This window comes from Agriterribacter humi (assembly GCF_009192765.1).
GTDB lineage: Bacteria > Bacteroidota > Bacteroidia > Chitinophagales > Chitinophagaceae > Agriterribacter > Agriterribacter humi.
Window position 1 is genome coordinate 20,352 of the sequence record NZ_VOHQ01000014.1, and the last position, 18,628, is coordinate 38,979.

The window sequence follows — 18,628 nt, forward strand, 5'->3', positions numbered from 1 at the left end:
TAAAACCAAACAAATCCAATAGCCTAAAGAAGCCATAACCAATTTCCTCATCCTTTGAAAATCCTGAGCCTCTGAAAATGCCACGAAACCATGTCAGTATCTTTCTAAAAACCTAACCATTCCTCTCACAAAATTTCAAATGACTGAACCAGGCCCCGGGCCTGGTTTTTCCTGTTTCCTTTTGTGGAGTGCATTCCATCTTAAATCGAGAAACTTGGCTAACGGACCTACAAGGAAAAGCGCAAAGAAAGGCGCATATATAAGATTGTTAAGGCGCAAAACAAACTCTGCAATGGCCACCAGGATGGCAACGATAATTCTTCCCTTCCTGGAGGATACAGAGGTGGGAGGATCTGTGATCATAAAGAAGATAAAAAGCTGGTACATTGGCCCGGTCAGGGGAGACAGTTCCGCAAGAAAAGCATCACCCGTAATCAAACAACGAACATAAGCAAGGATAATAAAACTTATTACATATGTAACGGTTACGTGTAACCGTTTTGCCCTGTTCACAATGAGCAGCCCCAAAATCCATATTACGGACATGGCAAGAAGATTACTTCCCCACTGAATACTAAGACCTGCTACATTCGCGCTATACAAAGCAAGCATCCACGAAATACCAAAGTTTGAAGGATTCCATAAGTGCCTGTCTTTATAGCGAAATACATATTTGGAGAGAATGGAAAGTAAAGACGTAACAACATAAGGCCAAATTACATTTGAGCGGATGAGTATGCCTACGCTTATACCGGTTATATATGCGCTGGCAAGATTTTTCCATGTACCCAATACTATTCTGGCCAATATGATCTCGGCTATCATGGCCGTGGCTATTGCAGCTACCAGGGTTGTATAGCTGTCTAATATGCCAAACGTAAACTGTCCAACCAGCAGGATAAGCGTGATAAAGGCCGGGGGGATGTACTGAAAGTTATCTTTTAGCCACTGAGAGCGGGAAGTTGTTGCGGGTATGTTTTCAAGCTTATATTCCTGCTGCATTAGTTATTGGGTTTGCTTTCTTTTATAATATGCAGTTTATTGATTTCCGGGTTTTCAATTTTGTCTGCATGCCCGGACGGCCAATAAATAACTACCCTGTCAATTTTATCGCTTTTGCCTATTCCAAAATGGAGCCTGTGCTGGTTTTGGGACGAAAACCCCATACCCCCGGTAACGATCTGCGCCTGTTTCTTTCCATCCCATTCCACCTCCACTCTTGCCCCAATGGCATCGGCATTGGAAATCGTTCCCTGCAGGTCAAAAGCTATCCAGTGATTATCATTTCCTGCATAATTTTTATAAACTAAAGGGATGTTGTTTTGATTGGCAACAACAACATCCAGTACGCCTCTGTTCCACAGATCCGCAATGGCAACAGCGCGCCCATCGTACGTTATTGCAGGACAAACCTTGTCTGATACATCTTCAAATAAGCCATCGCTGTTATTCAACCATATTTTGTCCTGCTCATATCCCGACTGGCTTTTGCCTTCCATGTCAGGCCAGTTTTTGGCATCGCCGATAATGGCGCTGTTGCCGCCTGTAACTTTAGAATAATCGTACCAGTAGGAAGTATTTTCTTTTGCAGAAATAAAACCATTTGCTACGTATAAATCCATGAAACCGTCATTATTCAGATCGCCGAATTGCGCACCATAGCTCCAGCCTGCATTTTCAATTCCTGAAATTTGTGCAAGATCTACAAACGAAGGCTGTTCTGCAGAGCGGTCACTCCTGGGTTGCCAATAATTATTTCCCTGGATCAATATTCCCTTTTCCGTAATATTTGTAGTATAAACACCTATATTTCCGTCATTGGCAATATCGCCGAAAGATGCGTTCATGCCACTTTTGGGGATATGTCCAACGCCTGCCTCTCTGCCTTTTTCTTCAAATCTTTGTCCGTTTTTATTCAAATAAAACTCGTCTACATTATAATCGTTGGCAATGTATAATTCAGGGTAACCGTCCCCGTTAAAGTCTGCTGCCGCTGCGGCAAGCGTCCATTTGGTTGAAGTTAATCCATACTCATTGGTTACATCTTCAAATTTGCCATTACCTTTATTCTTTAAAAGAAAGTTCCTGCCGCCATTGTTGGCATACCGGAAGCTTTCAGGCATTATTTTAGTTGTATTCAGACTGTCTAAGTGAAAAATTTCTTTATAATAGCCTCCTATAAAAATATCAGGCAACCCGTCATTATTAAAGTCGAACCAGATGGCGGAATTGGCGTTTACCCATGCGGGAAGTCCGCTGCCTTCTGTAACCCGTTCAAATCTTTTTCCCTCTATGTTTTTAAACAACTCCGGTTTCCCCCACTTATACAGGAGCAGGTCTTTAAAACCATCGTTATCATAATCGCACCAAACGGCGCCCATTGAAACACCGGAGCCTTTCCTGTTTACGTGTGCCAGTTGCATTTTACCGGCCACGTCTTCAAATTCGCCATTGTGCAAATTGCGGTATAAGGCATTCTTACTTCCAATTGCGCTGTTGGTAAAATAAATATCATTCCAGCCGTCATTATCAAAATCGCAAATGGAGACAGCCGCTCCCATAGAGGCAATTTGCATTTTAATATTATTGAGCTTAGGATCAACTTCAGGAGCAATATGCCTGAATGATATTTTCGCTTCTTTATTTACCGGCTCAAGATAAAATCCAAATGCTTTTTCTGCTGCTGCTTTCTGCCTGCTGTTGCGCTTAATCGAAAAAAAATCATTATTGCGGGAGGCAACAAATGTTATTGCAAGCAGGCAGATAAATATTGCGGTAATAATTATTTTGGTATATTTTTTTGAAGGACTCATTGAACAGCTATCATTTGTGCGGACTAAAGATAGTAATAATGATACTTGGTATTTCAAATCTTAGCATCATTTCTCCTCCTTACCACGAAAATTCAATGAAGTGAAAGATACCGGCCATAGAAAGGTTTGGGATGCATTCTTCTGAATATAAGGGGATAATAATAATTGTTATCTTCGGTATATATAAAATACTCTCACCGGTAATGACACATGCATTTCCCCACTTTACAATACGCTTATTGATCAGCGCTGTTTTATTTTTGATAATCACCCTGTTTACCCAATGTAAAACAAAAGATGAGGAGGCAAAAAATTACTATAATGACCCCCGCATACTGGCCATTTCTTTTCTCCAGAAAAATAAATTTGATGAAGCGGAAGCTGCGTTTAAAAAAGCAATAAAAACCGATCCGGGAAATTTCCTGAACTATGCCGATTTAGCCCTGCTTTACCTGGCAAAAAAGGATTATGATGAAGCGGAGAAACAGGTACAGGCGGGCTTAAAAATTCAACCCAACCATACCGGCCTAAAACTCACTTTAGCGGAAGTGTATATACGGGAAGGAAATAAAGAAAATGCAGTAAAAGAGTTAAAAAGCGTATTGGCTATTGACTCCGGAAATGCTCCTGCCTGGTATAAACTGGCTTTGCTGTCGGCTGCAGAAAAAAATTATCCGGATCAAAAATCCAGCTTATTGCAATTGCTGGATATTACCCCGTCCAATATTGTGCCCCGGCTTCAGCTATCCGAATTGCTTGCACAGGAAGGAAAATCAGACTCCGCTTTGTTCTTTATGCAAAGCATAAAAAAAATAGTTCCGGAATTTAACCTGGCAACAGACAGCATTTACCGGAAGGCTGTAGCGTTGATCACCGCTAACAATCAAACCGCTGATGTTATTCAGTATATACAGAAGTTTCAAAATTTAATGCAGCTTACCAAAGCCTATGCAAGCGGGCTTGATGAAATAGATCAGCCGAGATTGCTAACAGGCTATGCAGCCTTTAACGACAGCAGGTTTAGCCGGGTTTACGACAAAAACAGAATAGTTTCTTTAAACGATATAAAGTTTGAAGATGCTTCACCGATTGCCGGACTAATGATTCCAGGCATTTCCAATATAAAGTCTTCAACATTAGCGCTTGCAGACGATGACGGGAAGGGTACCGCATATGTTTTTGCAAGTTTTTTACCTGAAGGCGCTTCGCTCTCAAAGCGTTATTTGTTTGAAGCAGAAATGTCGAACTTTAAAGACATTACGTCTTCCGTTGATCTTAATTATGAGGCTATTGATTTAGACGCCACGTTTGCAGATTATGATAACGATGGTTACCGGGATCTTTTTATTTCTACCAGTAAAGGAGTCTTTATTTATAAAAATAATGGCGATGGCACATTTTCCAGAATAAAACAAAAAACGGGCTTAGACGATATTACCAATGGCAATAAAATACTGGTTGCGGATTTTGACCAGGATGGAGATCTTGACTTATATATCGCCTGTAAAAGCGACAATAAATTCTTTCGCAATAACAATGATGGAACGTTCACCGAAAACGCCAGGATGATGAACCTCTCTGCAGGCACATCAGGAACTATGGATATGGATTATGGAGATTGGGATGCTGATGGAGATTTGGATATAGCGGCTTTAACCGGAGAAGGACGGATACAATTATTTAATAATGAGCGGCATTCTAAATTTAAAGATTTTACCGAGGCCTTGCAGCTTCAAAATCCTTCATATAAAGGTAGCGCCATTGCTTTTGGTGATTACAATAATGACGGTATGCCGGATTTGTTTATTGCCGGGAGTAAAAATGAAAATTCATTTTTACTAAAAAATACCGGAGATCATGGGTTTAAGGTTGACACAGCATCGCGTGAGTTTACTACCTCATTAAAAGGCACAAAAGCCCATGCTGCCATTTTTTTTGATTTTGATAACGATGGTTACCAGGATATCCTCGTAACAGGAGTAAATGACGATACATCCAAAAGCGGGGTGCAGCTATTCCATAATAATCTTGCAAAAGGATTTGCCAATGTTTCGTACCTGCTTCCGCAAACATTAACCCAGGGCAATAAGATAGATATTGCCGACTTTAACTTAGATGGAGATGATGATGTTTTTATATCAGGGTCTTCAGGGATATCTTTAATGAGGAATGATGGAGGTCATCTCAATCATTATATGCAGGTACAGTTAACAGGACTTTCCTATGGCAATAATAAAAACAACAGGTTTGGTATCGGCGCGCAGGTAGAGCTAAAGGCTGGTGACCTGTATCAAACTAAAACGATTAAACGCACACTTGTCAATTTTGGTGTGGGTATGCAGGATTCACTTGATGTTGTTCGTATCATTTGGCCCAATGGAACACCGCAACTGATCAATGACCCATCCCGCTGGCAAAGAACACTTGAACAAGAGAAACTCAAAGGATCCTGCCCGTTTTTATTTACCTGGGATGGGGAGAAATATACTTTTTTAAAGGATATGATGTGGAGAAGCGCCCTGGGGATGCCTTTGGCGGTAAACGGAAAAGATACGACCTACGCCTTCAGCGATGCTTCGAAAGAATATTTGCTTATTCCGGGCGAAAAGCTGAAGCCAAAAAACAATACCTATTCTATCAAAATAACCGAAGAGCTGTGGGAAGCGGTTTATTTTGATAAGGCTGCCCTGGTGGCGGTAGATCATCCCGATTCGGTTGATGTGTTTGCGGATGAACGTTTTGTTGCGCCGCCTTTCCCCGGTAAGCAATTGTATGGGGTAGGGAAGAAGCATTTACCGGTTACGGCCTTCGATGGAAATGGCAATGACCTGCTGCCCAAAATTAAATCATACGATTTCGAACACATCTCCAACTTTGGTATGGGTAAATACCAGGGGCTTGCTGAAGATCATGATTTGATCCTTGATCTTGGAGACAAAGCGGTGAGTGACAGTCTTTACCTGTTTTTGCGGGGATGGACCTTCCCTGCAGACGCCAGCATCAACACAGCAATGACCCAGTCGGCATCCTACAAAAGCAAGCCTCCGGCCCTGCAGGTGATGAACAAAAAAGGAGAATGGCAAACCATTATAGCAAATATTGGTTTCCCGATGGGAAAAGACAAAATGGTTATCGTTAACCTTTCGGGTAAATTTCTTATCCCGGGCAACAGGAAAGTAAGAATACGCACCAATATGCAGATTTACTGGGACGAGATATTCTTTTCAAACCGTTTATCGAAAGCCCCGGTAAATATGCATGATCTTACCATGACAGGCGCGCATCTTGCTTACAGGGGTTATTCGGCTTCCTATAGAAAGGGCGGGCCTTTTGGTCCGCACTGGTTCGACTATTATAATACCACCGGCGGGCAGAAATGGAGAGACCTTACAGGATATTATACCCGTTACGGAGATGTGTTGCCGCTGTTGCAGCAGGCAGATGACGCGTATGTTATTGCCAACTCAGGCGATGAAATAACGATTGATTTTGATGCGGCCCGTTTACCTGTATTGCCGCGGGGGTGGAAGCGCGACTTCCTCATTTACAGTGAAGGATGGGTAAAGGATGGTGATTTGAATACCGCCCATGGGCAAACGGTTGAACCGCTGCCTTTTCATAATATGCCTGCCTATCCTTATCGCGGTAATGTAAAATATCCTGCAGATGCGAAGCACAACCAGTACCGGCAGCAATACAATACCCGGTTAATAAACACCGATGATTTTAAGAATGCGCTAAAGCCGAAGGGAGGGATAAAACATTGATAACAACTTAAAACGTAAAAAAGGAAATCCTGCAGGGATGTAACATATGGCTAACACTTACACACAAGTTCATCTTCAATTTGTATTTGCCCCCAAATACAGAGCATCTCTCATAAGTAGTAGTTGGGAGAACGACCTGCATAAATACATTACGGGTATCGTGCAAACCAATAAACATAAGCTGGTTGTTATAAAATGGAATGCCCGACCATGTACACATGCTTGTTGGTTTTAGAGCTACTCAATCTATGGCTGATTTTATGCAGGACGTAAAAGCAGGCTCATCCAAATGGATAAATGATAACAAGTACTGCAAAGAGCGGTTTGAGTGGCAAGCCGGATATGGAGCATTTTCATATTCAAAATCCCAACTGCCTGATGTGATAAGCTATATCAAAAATCAAAAAGAGCATCACCGTAAGAAAACCTTTTTGGAAGAATATAAGTTGTTTTTGGAAAAATTTGAAGTGGAGTATGATGAAAGGTATGTTTTTCAAGAGCCGGAATAAGTATCATGCCTACGGCATTGGTGGGGGTGTGGGTTTGGTGAGTTACCGATGTGATATGCCTATCGGCATATAGGTGAGGTGTAAACGTGTGGTGCAAAAATCTTGTTATGGTAATATCCAAAAATCCCGTAGGGATATAATATAGGTAAGATGTAAATAAGAAAGTCTGATAATCCCGTAGGGATGTAACAGATAAGAATCTGCTTTCACGGCAAATACGAATAGACAAAGTATCGAATGAATTGTTTAACACGGCTCACCATTATATTAAAGAGTATTATTAATGACCAATCCACCAAGTCAGGCACATTTGCAGGGCATATAGCCGACACACAAAAGCTAACCCTGGAAAAGAGCCTGCCTTGTTCTATACTTCCGGAACACACCCTGCTTCATTGGACACGGTATGAAGTTTGACCGAGCAAGATGAAGGGTGAACGTGCAACATGGGATCGAAGGGAATTCTATTGGCCCACTTCGGAAAGCCCTGTCCGGTAAGCTATATCACAATGCGGCCACGGTATGATAATACATGTTTTTCGACAGCGGGTCTAACAACCCTGCTGTATTAAAAGGTTTTATCCTTTCTCTTACCATGCTGGTAAACTGATCTGCATCTTTTGCTGAGATGGTTCTTTGTGCGGTTAATTTCAGCAGATCCTTATATGTTGTTTGTACTATCTTTTGTACTTCCTGGTTATCAGCTTCAAGAAAATATTTAACTGGCTGATTCTTCAAGCGGCGTTGCTCATACAAAATGGTAAAAGTGAAATACAACATGGACCAGGCATTGAAAAGTTGAAAATGCTGCATGGTTGCGTAACATCCGGCAACAAGTATATCAATAAGCTTAAGCTCTTCAAAAGTAATATGCTCATATTCCTTCAACTGTTCAAATAAGCGTTCATCAAAGTTGCTGTTCTCAGAAAGCATCTGTACGATCCGTTCAATGCCGGCCAGGGAATAGGCTATGCCTGTGCTGAAAAGCGGATCTACAAACCCAATGGTATGCGGCATTGCGAGCCATCCATCGCCAAAACATTTTTCCAGCTTTCGCTGAAGTCTTCCCGTTTGTATAATGCGCCCCGGTTGTGGTGATAAAGAACCACTTTTGAGTATATGATCTATATCAGGATACGTGGCCCTCATTCTATCCCATATCTCCGTTGTCTTCATTTTTTGAAATGAAGCATCATTGCCATTCAAAGCAAATCCCCAGCTTGTCCGGTTATTGTTAAAACGAAGCGCCCAAACCCATCCTTCATCCAGCACGTGATGTAATGCGGAATCATCAGGATCATAAGGATAATCCTGCGTTGGAATATTGTTTTGTTCCAGGAGCGTTGTCCATCGTGGAAGATGATCAAAATGAGAGAACAGTGCAAAGGAGTTGGTAAGAAAACCGGCTGCGGATGACTTCGCAGCAAACAGTTTATCAGCCAGTATACCGCTACCCGTTGCATCTATAAAAAAAGAGGAATGAATGGATGGTATATTCCCCGGCCCATTTATATTGAACAGCCATTGCCTGTTGCTTCTTCTTGCAGAAGTGATCTCAGTACAATCGAAATACTCTATATTGTATGCTTTAACCTTGCTGACTAAAAAAGCATCAAAATCTGCACGCAGCCAGTTGGTGTCGGACATGATATCATCTGCGCTTGCCGCAACAAGCAGCTCATTGGTATGCCCGGCATCCGTTGAAAATTGCTTCCCGGGATGATGCTTAAAATAACTAAACCCTCTTTTAATACCGCAAACAATTTCGGGATGGGATTGTTGCCAGCTACCATATCTCGAAAAATCATATAACCAGGGCAAGTCATATTGTACGGAAAGAGAACGTAATATAATATCCGCGACAGGAGTTGAAGATTCGCCAATTGCAAAACGCGGATGCTTTCCCTTTTCAATTAAACAAACGGTAAGCCCGCAGTTGTGTAAGGCAAGAGCGGTGATAGCGCCCGTAAAACCGGAGCCGGCAATTACAATATCATATTGGTTGGAATGGGTACTCATATTTGATTTTGCAGGTGCACGGTATGGTATCTTCAATCTGCTGGCTGAGGTTCATGGTTTCTAAGCGTCTTTTTCTCTCATCAAAACAATGAGGGCATTTTGATAAAAAGCCGATATCCCATGTATCTGCAAACACCTGTCCCTGTTGCAACAACAGCGCTTTTTCAAGAACCTCTTCCAGCATAGCCAGGGAAGGTGGTGTGTATTCATTGTTTTTCCACAACAGCTCCATTACACCGTTCCCGGGCCGTACAGGAATAACGGCACAGCGTATTGCTCCGCAGTCAAAGGCAAATTGTATGGTTTTAAGCGCCCATGCTACATTTTCACCGGCATCAGTGATATAAGGAGGATTTAAAAGTACAAAGGACCTTACATCTATACCATGGTGGTTTAAAAATGCAGTTGCTTTTTTAAAATCCTCCGGCGTGATTTGTTTATTGAGTTTCGGCAGCGACTTGGGATGAATCGTTTCCAGCCCCATTGCTATTTCCAGCTTTCCGTTAAGCAGGTTGTTAAATTCAATACAGGAATGATTGCAGAGTTTGGGGTGATTTTCTACAATCACCTTTTTATAATCCCTGAGTCGTTTGGATATTGCCGGGTAGTCCTCAGGAGAAATAGCTTTCGTGTCAAAAAAGTTTCCGTTGTTGTACAGCTTGATAACATCAGCCTTCGGTAATCTTTCCAAAGCATGATCAATCTGCTGCACAATGGTGCCTGCCGGTGCAGGTTCATCCAGCGTATTCTTCCACAAATCACACATCAGGCATTTAAAAGCACATTCTTTGCCGGTAAGAAAGATGGTGTTTACGGTTTCGATGTTACCCGGTAAACCGGGTTCCCGCTCATGCAAAAAATGATAAGGGACAAACGGGTTTAACCTGTTTTTGGGAGGGCGAAGTTCAGCTATAGTGCGACTGTCGTAACCATCATGCATACAGCGAATGGAAATAGGTTCTGTATTCTTTTTCATTGTTGGCAAAAATCCCCGAAAAGGCGTCCGGTGGTACCGCGCCGGCCTGGAATCTTCGCTTTTCAAAAACGGGCATATCAAAACCGGTTACCGCTTTTATACCGCGGCTTACCACTTCGCCCTTTAATGCGTATAGCACTTCTTCATTCCAGTTGGTGAGCGCTATAAAAGGAATACCTTCAGCTACCTCAATTACATTGGGTAAAGCATAAGGACTAAATCCTTTAAATCCATATTTTCTGGCGGGGGCGTAGGTGCGCACATGTCCGCGGCTCTGCCCGCCGGAATAGGTAAGGGAATGTTTTATTTTATCCACGCCCCATCCCTCCTGGTAAAGCATTGTATTACTCAGTACGCTGCGAATAGTTAGCTCGGGGTTTGCCTCTATGGGGTAATCCTTCAGGTTTTCGTCACCGCCCTCTCCATCTGCCAGGTGTTCCCAGTCGGGGTACAATTGCCGTATCTGCCTGCAAAGTGCCAGCGCCATAGTTGCAGATTCAAGGTCAAGCGTTTTATAATCTTCAATAACCCCGATGGCGTCTTTATAGTTAACGGCCGACAAAGGCACATCAATAACCTCAAGAAAAAGAGACAAGCCCAGTTGATCCATAAATGTATGCGCCTGGTCGGCATCCGCGCCGCCGTTTGCGGAAAGCGTAAAGGCTTTTAACCGCTGTGGCGACATCCCCAGCTTTAGCATTAAATGATACAGCACTAAAAAAACCGAACCGCTGTCAATCCCCCCGGAGAATAAAACGCCTACAGGCGCTTCTTCCGGAAGAGACAAAAGCCATTTCTGACATTCGTTGGATAATGTTTCAATGTATTTTTTGCCGATGGCATCAATATCTGCCGGAAGCGTATTTCTTTTGGGTTCAAAAAACCGGGTGTAAACAGGATTGGGATCGGGGCAACCGATAACCTCAAGCCTTACTACAAAATGCGCAGGAACCATCCTGGTGTAGGAAGGATGAAATTGTTTGTGAAGCCCTTTTTGCCTAAGGTATTCATAAATCTCATCCATGCGTTCGGCTACAATAAGCAATGGTCCTGAAGTTTGCTTGGCAAGGAAATAACGCATAGGGCGGCCTATTGAACGGGCCATAAATACCTGCTGCCCTACTTTTTCCACTATAGCAAACTGTCCGTCAATTTTACGTACGGCTGCGGGATCACCTGAAATAATTGCCGCAGACGCTTCTTCGGGGGTCATGTTAAGAATGATATTGCTGCTGTGGTCGAGAAGGCTTATAAAATCGGTTACATACTGGTTCATGACATCATATATTTTCTTCCGGAACAAATGTAGTGATCGCTGCTGAATTCTTTTTTAAAATACTCACTTTTCAAATTGGACAATAATAAGCAGCACCTTACCTTTGCCGCACATTTGACCTAACATACCTTAAAATAATTTAATATATGCCTATCAAAGGTAAAATCAAACAGATCATTGGCGCCGTAATTGACGTGCAATTTAACGGTCAACTGCCCGAAATTTATCATGCCCTGGAACTGAAACGCGAAAATGGAGAAATACTGGTATTGGAAGTGCAGCAGCATCTCGGGGAAGACAGTGTGCGTACGATTGCTATGGATGGTACAGACGGACTTGTTCGGGGAATGGAAGTAGTGGATACCGGGAAGGCGATTGCAATGCCTGTAGGGGAGGATATTAAAGGCCGCTTGTTTAATGTAACAGGCGATGCTATTGACGGGTTACCCCAGGTTGATAAAACCAACGGCCGCCCGATCCATGCCAAACCACCGGCATTTGAAAACCTGAGCGTGGCTACCGAGGTATTGTTTACGGGAATTAAAGTAATTGACCTTATTGAACCTTATGCCAAAGGGGGCAAGATTGGTTTGTTTGGTGGCGCCGGTGTGGGTAAAACCGTATTGATCCAGGAATTGATTAATAATATTGCTAAAGGATATGGCGGTATTTCGGTATTTGCAGGCGTGGGTGAACGTACCCGTGAAGGAAATGACCTGTTGCGCGAAATGATCGAAGCCGGCATCATGAACTACGGCGAGGAGTTTAAACACAGCATGGAAAATGGCGGATGGGATTTGAGTAAAGTGGATATGGAAGCCTTAAAGGAATCTAAGGCCACTTTCGTATTCGGACAAATGAATGAGCCTCCCGGAGCGCGTGCACGTGTGGCCTTAAGTGGATTAACCGTTGCCGAATACTACCGTGATGGTGACGGCAAGGGGCAGGGAAGAGATATTTTGTTCTTTGTAGATAATATCTTCCGTTTTACACAGGCAGGTTCCGAGGTATCCGCCCTGTTGGGTCGTATGCCTTCCGCCGCTGGTTACCAGCCTACGCTGGCTACCGAAATGGGTATTATGCAGGAACGTATTACTTCTACCAAAAATGGTTCCATCACTTCCGTACAGGCGGTATATGTACCCGCGGATGACCTTACCGATCCGGCGCCTGCTACTACCTTCGCGCACTTAGACGCTACCACGGTATTGAGCCGTAAAATAGCTGATCTTGGTATTTATCCCGCTGTGGATCCGTTAGACTCCAGTTCAAGGATTTTGTCTGCGCAAATCGTAGGCAATGCGCACTATGATTGCGCCAACAGGGTAAAGCTTATTTTGCAACGTTATAAAGAACTGCAGGATATCATTAATATCCTGGGTATGGATGAATTGAGTGAAGAAGATAAGATGACGGTATTCCGTGCACGTAAGGTGCAACGTTTCCTGTCGCAGCCATTCCATGTGGCAGAACAGTTTACAGGGTTAAAGGGTGTGTTTGTGAGCATTGAAGATACCATCCGCGGCTTTAATATGATCATGGATGGTGAAGTGGATGAATATCCGGAAGCAGCATTTAACCTGGTAGGTACTATAGAAGATGCGATAGAAAAAGGTAAGAAATTAATAGCTGCCGCTAAAGGATAACATCAAAATACAATTCAATGGAATTAGAAATATTAACCCCCGAGCGTAAATTGTTTAGCGGAGAAGTGTATGGGGTGCAACTGCCCGGTATTACCGGGTCGTTTGAAATTTTAGATAAGCACGCCCCCTTGGTAAGCGCTTTGGGAAGTGGTAAAATAAAAGTGCTCAAAGATAAAACCGGCACAACCATACTGTACAATATCAATGGCGGGTTTGCAGAAGTGCTGAACAATAAAGTAGCCGTACTGGTGGAAGGCGCTGTTGAAATTTGATTTAGATGAATTCATCATATTTAACCCGGTAAGCGCATTTCGTTTACCGGGTTTTTAATTTTGGGGTGTACATTTATTCATCGTTTAGCAAATTCTATATGTCAAAAGCACACCAATATAATACCCAACTGGCATGGACAGGCAATACCGGCGAAGGAACCCGTGCCTACAGTTCCTATGAACGCAGCCATATCATTTCCGTAGAGAACAAACCCGCTATACCCGGCTCGTCTGATCCTCATTTCCGCGGCGACAGTTCAAGATATAACCCCGAAGAATTATTGGTAGCATCCTTATCGTCATGCCATATGCTGTGGTTTTTGCATATGTGTTCTGCACAGGGTATTGTAGTAACAGCTTATGAGGATGCGGCCACAGGTTCAATGCTGGAAGATGCGGATGGCGGCGGGCGGTTTACAGCAGTAGTGCTGCATCCAAAGGTGTGGGTAAAAAATTATGACGGCAATGCTGAAAACATAAATGCATTGCATGCAGCAGCGCATAAAAAATGTTTTATTGCCAACTCCTGCAACTTTCCGGTAAAATGTGAACCGGTTTGTTATGAAGCAGGAGAAAGCATCAAGAACCAAATCACAAAAAACAAACCTGTCCGCCGGGGCGGATAAAACTCAAACCTTTCCGCTGCGGCGGGTATTAAATCCGAAGGCAGAAATCCGAAATCCAAAGAGAATACAAAGCACCAAAAAGCAAATGACAAGAACCAAATAAATACAGATGCTTCCTTAGTTATGACAGTAGGTAACGGTATTGAGCATTTACAATAAAAGCCAAACCGGAAGCCCACTGTTTGAAATGTGTTGGGCAGATGCTTCCGAAGCCGGATCCAACCATAAACATCAACCGATAAACAACATATTAAAAACTCCGAAGCCTGCTTCATTTTCAAACTTCCATATTTCCACATTTCTCACATTTCCCTTATCTTGCAAACTCAATTATGGTATATGTCTGAAAGAAAAGCAACCGGACTGGTATTCAATAAACAAAATTATATGTGGATGGCCATTGGCGCAGTGGTAATGATAATCGCGCTATTGCTGATGGCCGGCGGAAAAAATCCGGATCCCAAAGTCTTTGATTATAAAGAAGTATACAGTACCCGCAGAATTACTGTGGCTCCTATATTGCTTATGGTGGGGCTGATCATTGAAATGTATGCCATCATGCGTAAACCCAAAACAACAGATAAATAATTCCCGGAACAAATTAGTGAGGATACAATGCGATGGAAAACCATCGCATTTTTTTAAAGAACCATGCACACTTATTTAGAGATCAATTCGTTATTACTGCTGCTATTTCCCAAATTATTGTAGTCCATGAGCATTATACAAGCCATTATTATTGCCATTGTTGAAGGCATTACTGAGTTTCTTCCTGTTTCTTCTACAGGGCATATGATCATTGCCAGCTCACTGATGGGGATTTCGGGTAATGACTTTACGAAAATATTTGAAATAGCGGTTCAGTTAGGCGCTATACTTTCCGTAGTGGTACTGTACTGGAAGAAGTTTTTAGACTTTGGCAAGTGGCAGTTTTATGTAAAATTGTTTATCGCTGTTATTCCCGCCCTGCTATTGGGTTTATTATTTTCTGATGCTATAGATGAACTACTCGAAAGCCCCACTACCGTTGCTGTTGCTTTACTGGTGGGCGGCATCCTGTTATTGTATATTGACAGGTTGTTTAAAATGCCTGTTATTGCTGAAGATAAGGATATCAGCTATGGAAAAGCTTTTATTATTGGTATATGGCAATGCGTGGCAATGATACCCGGTGTAAGTCGCAGTGCTTCCAGTATTATTGGCGGAATGCAGCAAAAGCTTACGCGTACACTGGCAGCCGAATTTTCTTTTTACCTCGCCGTGCCCACCATGCTTGCTGCAACGGTGTACAAACTTTTTCTCAAAGATTATCCTGCTGCCGGTGGCAATATAAAAGGGTATGAAATTGTATTCAGCAATTCAGCCAATACTACTGCTTTTGTAGTGGGCAACATTGTTGCTTTTATCGTTGCCGTTTTGGCCATTAAATTCTTTATTGTTTATTTACAAAAGCATGGATTTAAATTGTTCGGCATTTACCGTATTATTGTAGGCGTAATACTGCTGGCAATGATCTATGCAGGTTACCTGAAATAGCTGTTCCAAAAAATCATTTCCATCTTCATGCAAACCGCCCCCCAAAAAGTAATTAACGGATGGGCTATGTACGACTGGGCCAACAGTGTGTACAGCCTTGTTATTACAACAACCATTTTTCCGGCCTATTATGTAGGCATTACCAGTATGGGCAACAGCAATGGCAGGCATTATGTGAACTTTTTCGGAAAGCAATTTATAAATACCTCGTTATTGGATTATGCATTGGCGGTAGTGTTTTTGATTGTGGCACTGTCTTCACCCATTTTATCATCTATAGCCGATTACCGGCGCAATAAAAAAGTATACCTGCGCTGGTTTTGCTTTTTGGGATCGGCCGCCTGCTGCGGATTGTTCTTTTTTACGCCGCAACGTATTGAATATGGTGTTATTTTGTTTTCATTAGCCGCTCTGGGTTACTGGGGAAGCCTTGTATTTTACAATTCTTATTTACCCGATATAGCGGCACCCGAAGACCAGGACCGTATCAGCGCCAAAGGCTATGCATTGGGGTATACCGGAAGTGTGGTGCTGCAAATCATTTGCTTTGCCATCATTGTAATGCCGGGATGGTTTGGACTGGATGGCAGCGATACAACCCTGGGTGTTCGTATATCGTTTTTGCTCACGGGCTTATGGTGGTTTGGCTTTGCCCAGTTTACCCTTCGTGTGCTGCCCCTGCCCAGCCTTAAGGAGCGGCAGGCAAAAAAAAATGTTTTGACCAATGGCTTTCATGAGTTATCCATAGTGTTCAAACAGTTAAAGCAGTTAAGGGTATTGCGCCGGTTTCTGTTGTCATTTTTTTTATACAGCATGGGTGTACAAACCGTGATGCTGGTAGCCGCAGGTTTCAGCAAAAAGGAAATTTTTCCCCGTCCGGAAGATGAGCCCAAATTATTATTTACACTCATCCTGATACAATTGGTGGCAATTATCGGAGCCATTGTTATGAGCAGGCTTTCAAAGCGCATGGGTAACCTCAAAGTGCTCATCATTTCTGTTTGTATCTGGATCGCTATATGCGTATGGGCGTATTTTATACAAACCCAAATGCAGTTCTATGCATTGGCAGCATCGGTAGGATTGGTGATGGGCGGTATACAGTCCCTGAGCCGCAGTACTTATTCTAAATTTTTACCCGAAACAAAAGATACTACTTCCTTCTTCAGCTTTTATGATGTTACTGAAAAAATAGCATTGGTTATCGGCCTGTTTTCGTTTGGATTTTTGGAAGATGTAACCGGCAGCATCCGCAATTCCATTATTGCTTTAATTGTATTTTTTGTGTTTGGCTTGCTTGCGTTGATATATACAAAAAGAGCGGTAAACAGAAGTTAGTTGTGGCGCCTGTTAAAACGGTTCACCATGTGTTTGTTTTATCAGCCGGTCAACTATGGAGGGAAAAGGTTGCAGCGCCTGTATGAAATAATTGGTTACCCATTCCCTGCCAAACAGCCCCTGTATCCGGCGGCCGGCTTTCAACCTTTTTTTAAATGTATTGTTCCAGTTGATTTGATAGGCAATTTCCATTTCCTGGCGGCTTATCTTTCCCTGTAGAAAAGGATGGATTTGCCGGAAGGCTATCTTACTGCCATGCATCGCCATGCTCATACCGTTACCGCATAGCGGGGCAATCATTCCGGCCGCATCGCCCGTCATAAGCATGTGATGCTCCAGTTGTGTTTTTTTATCAAAGCTCACCTGTGCAATGGTAACGGGCGATGTATACAAAAAAGTGGAGTTGCCGAAGATCCTATTCAAATAAGGATTACGCCGCAATATATTTTGCTCTAACTGTGCAATGGAGTTATCGCATTGCTGCAGGTTTTGTGCAGTGGTAAGATAGCAGAGGCAATATTTCTCATCCTCCACCTGCGATATGCCGCAATACCCGTTTTCAAAATTGTGAAGCGCTATAAGATCTGGCGGAAAATCCGTTTTAATATGATATTTGACGGCAATATAGTTATTGAGCTTACCCGGTTTCTTTTGAATGAAATCACGTTTCAGTTTGATATCCAAGTTACTGCGTTTGCCAAATGTGCCGCACACCAATTTGGCTTTGCACATATCCGTTCCGTATTGCACATGAAAATGCGCATCGCTGAACCATACATTATCTACTTTTGTTTCTTCCATTATTTCGGCTCCTGCATTCCGGGCCAGTTCAGCGAGGAAGGCATCTAACTTGTAACGGCTGATACCGAAACCACCCAGGGGCAGGCGCCGCTTAATCGTTTTACCCGAAGGGGAGGATACCATAAGATTCCTGATATGGGGCAGGTTCCAGTCGCTCAATGGCACGCCTGTTTCTTCCAGGAAATTCCAGCATTCAAAGCTTATATATTCGCCACACACTCTGTGAAAAGGATATTTTTCTTTCTCGAATAATATTACACGATGCCCCTCTCTTGCCAATTGAACAGAAAGGCAGAGCCCCGCCAGCCCACCACCCACGATGGCTACATCGTATATGTTATTTGTTGTCATGAAGTTGCTGTTATCAGCCATCGGAAAGCCCATTTCCATTCAACTGAGCAGGATTTGATTCCTGCCCGCTGCATGATCGTTTCCCATTCTTTTCTTTTAAATCCGCGCCGAACGGAAAGCGGGGCGTCATTTTTTACAAGATAACTGTTTGACAACAATTTTGTGAGCCATTTAATCGAATAATACGCAAAAAAATTACGGTGCAGATCATTGACGAAAAAACCCATGCGGCAATTGTCATGCATCCATTGCATCATTAACACCAGCGCATCATCGCTGAAATGATGACAGAAAAGGGAAGAAAAAATAATGTCGGGTTTTTGATGAAAAAAATTCACCTGCTGATAATCCGAAACGATCCAGGTATATCTTGTATCAGCGGTTTTTTCTTTTGCAAAATCAATGCATTCTTTTTTTTTATCAATGCCTGTCAGATGAACGGAGATATTGTTTTTTACACACCACTTGTCAATCGCCAGTAAATTATCGCCGCCGCCGCAGCCCGCTTCACAAATACGGATGGGTTTACCGGTTGTTTTTGATGCGGATAGTATTTTCTGTACTCCCGATAGGGTAATGGAATGCCCGCCCAGCCAGCGATTAATGAAATCCAGTTCTTTCATGTTCTGTTTGATGTCTTCAAACGGAATATCATCATTATCTAATAGTTCTGTTTGGGTTGAACGCGACATAAAAAG

The 18,628-nt window shown here is 42.8% G+C and carries 17 protein-coding genes; 10 read left to right on the top strand and 7 right to left on the bottom strand.

Annotated elements, in window-relative coordinates; genetic code table 11:
* Positions 1-135: 135 nt before the first annotated feature.
* Both FRX45_RS19360 and FRX45_RS19365 read right to left on the bottom strand, forming a co-directional pair.
* Positions 136-1,002 carry an RnfABCDGE type electron transport complex subunit D gene (locus tag FRX45_RS19360; RefSeq protein ID WP_152270132.1) on the bottom strand — a complete coding sequence of 289 codons (867 nt, stop codon included), beginning with the start codon at positions 1,000-1,002 and terminating at the stop codon, positions 136-138.
* Positions 1,002-2,813, bottom strand: coding sequence for a CRTAC1 family protein (locus FRX45_RS19365; RefSeq protein WP_152270133.1), 1,812 nt, complete (start codon positions 2,811-2,813; stop codon positions 1,002-1,004). Before FRX45_RS19365 ends, FRX45_RS19360 begins: the two co-directional genes overlap by 1 nt.
* Before the next feature lie 203 nt (positions 2,814-3,016).
* On the opposite strand from FRX45_RS19365, the gene FRX45_RS19370 reads away from it, so the two are divergent.
* The 4 genes from FRX45_RS19370 (at position 3,017) to FRX45_RS19380 (ending at position 7,506) form a co-directional block, all read left to right on the top strand.
* Positions 3,017-6,580, top strand: coding sequence for a CRTAC1 family protein (locus tag FRX45_RS19370; RefSeq protein ID WP_193311780.1), 3,564 nt, complete (start codon positions 3,017-3,019; stop codon positions 6,578-6,580).
* Between the two features lie 46 nt (positions 6,581-6,626).
* Positions 6,627-6,815, top strand: a complete 189-nt coding sequence (locus FRX45_RS23895; RefSeq protein ID WP_394350041.1) for a transposase — start codon at positions 6,627-6,629, stop codon at positions 6,813-6,815.
* Entirely contained in the window at positions 6,799-7,089 is a 291-nt protein-coding gene (locus FRX45_RS23745) for a transposase (RefSeq protein WP_262884218.1), read from the top strand. The genes FRX45_RS23895 and FRX45_RS23745 overlap by 17 nt, the downstream gene beginning before the upstream one ends.
* 237 nt (positions 7,090-7,326) lie before the next feature.
* Entirely contained in the window at positions 7,327-7,506 is a 180-nt protein-coding gene (locus FRX45_RS19380) for a hypothetical protein (RefSeq protein WP_152270135.1), read from the top strand.
* 87 nt (positions 7,507-7,593) lie between these two features.
* Here FRX45_RS19380 and FRX45_RS19385 read toward each other — a convergent pair whose 3' ends face one another.
* The 3 genes from FRX45_RS19385 to FRX45_RS19395 are packed head-to-tail and all read right to left on the bottom strand — an operon-like array spanning position 7,594 to position 11,360.
* Positions 7,594-9,108, bottom strand: a complete 1,515-nt coding sequence (locus FRX45_RS19385) for an NAD(P)/FAD-dependent oxidoreductase (RefSeq protein WP_152270136.1) — start codon at positions 9,106-9,108, stop codon at positions 7,594-7,596.
* Positions 9,083-10,084: a radical SAM protein gene (locus FRX45_RS19390; protein ID WP_193311781.1), complete on the bottom strand. Its 1,002-nt coding sequence runs from the start codon at positions 10,082-10,084 to the stop codon at positions 9,083-9,085. The genes FRX45_RS19385 and FRX45_RS19390 overlap by 26 nt, the downstream gene beginning before the upstream one ends.
* Positions 10,041-11,360 carry an asparagine synthase-related protein gene (locus tag FRX45_RS19395; protein ID WP_152270137.1) on the bottom strand — a complete coding sequence of 440 codons (1,320 nt, stop codon included), beginning with the start codon at positions 11,358-11,360 and terminating at the stop codon, positions 10,041-10,043. Before FRX45_RS19395 ends, FRX45_RS19390 begins: the two co-directional genes overlap by 44 nt.
* A gap of 146 nt (positions 11,361-11,506) precedes the next feature.
* Between FRX45_RS19395 and atpD the strand changes: the two genes are divergently transcribed.
* The 6 genes from atpD to FRX45_RS19425 all read left to right on the top strand — a co-directional run bounded on the left by atpD (position 11,507) and on the right by FRX45_RS19425 (position 16,778).
* Positions 11,507-13,006, top strand: coding sequence for a F0F1 ATP synthase subunit beta (atpD, locus tag FRX45_RS19400; protein ID WP_152270138.1), 1,500 nt, complete (start codon positions 11,507-11,509; stop codon positions 13,004-13,006).
* Positions 13,007-13,023: 17 nt separating this feature from the next.
* Positions 13,024-13,278 (top strand): ATP synthase F1 subunit epsilon, encoded by a 255-nt coding sequence (atpC, locus tag FRX45_RS19405; RefSeq protein ID WP_152270139.1) that lies wholly within the window; start codon positions 13,024-13,026, stop codon positions 13,276-13,278.
* Positions 13,279-13,376: 98 nt separating this feature from the next.
* Positions 13,377-13,904, top strand: a complete 528-nt coding sequence (locus FRX45_RS19410) for an OsmC family protein (protein WP_152270140.1) — start codon at positions 13,377-13,379, stop codon at positions 13,902-13,904.
* A 339-nt stretch (positions 13,905-14,243) separates the two neighbouring features.
* On the top strand, positions 14,244-14,492 hold the full coding sequence (locus tag FRX45_RS19415; RefSeq protein WP_152270141.1) for a DUF3098 domain-containing protein: 249 nt from the start codon (positions 14,244-14,246) through the stop codon (positions 14,490-14,492).
* 126 nt (positions 14,493-14,618) lie between these two features.
* A complete protein-coding gene (locus FRX45_RS19420) occupies positions 14,619-15,440 on the top strand; it encodes an undecaprenyl-diphosphate phosphatase (RefSeq protein WP_152270142.1) in 822 nt (273 codons plus the stop codon).
* Positions 15,441-15,467: 27 nt separating this feature from the next.
* Entirely contained in the window at positions 15,468-16,778 is a 1,311-nt protein-coding gene (locus FRX45_RS19425) for an MFS transporter (protein ID WP_152270143.1), read from the top strand.
* Positions 16,779-16,790: 12 nt separating this feature from the next.
* Here FRX45_RS19425 and FRX45_RS19430 read toward each other — a convergent pair whose 3' ends face one another.
* Both FRX45_RS19430 and FRX45_RS19435 read right to left on the bottom strand, forming a co-directional pair.
* Positions 16,791-17,930 (bottom strand): NAD(P)/FAD-dependent oxidoreductase, encoded by a 1,140-nt coding sequence (locus tag FRX45_RS19430; protein WP_152270144.1) that lies wholly within the window; start codon positions 17,928-17,930, stop codon positions 16,791-16,793.
* Positions 17,927-18,622 (bottom strand): methyltransferase domain-containing protein, encoded by a 696-nt coding sequence (locus FRX45_RS19435; protein ID WP_226805464.1) that lies wholly within the window; start codon positions 18,620-18,622, stop codon positions 17,927-17,929. The genes FRX45_RS19430 and FRX45_RS19435 overlap by 4 nt, the downstream gene beginning before the upstream one ends.
* Positions 18,623-18,628 lie beyond the last annotated feature (6 nt).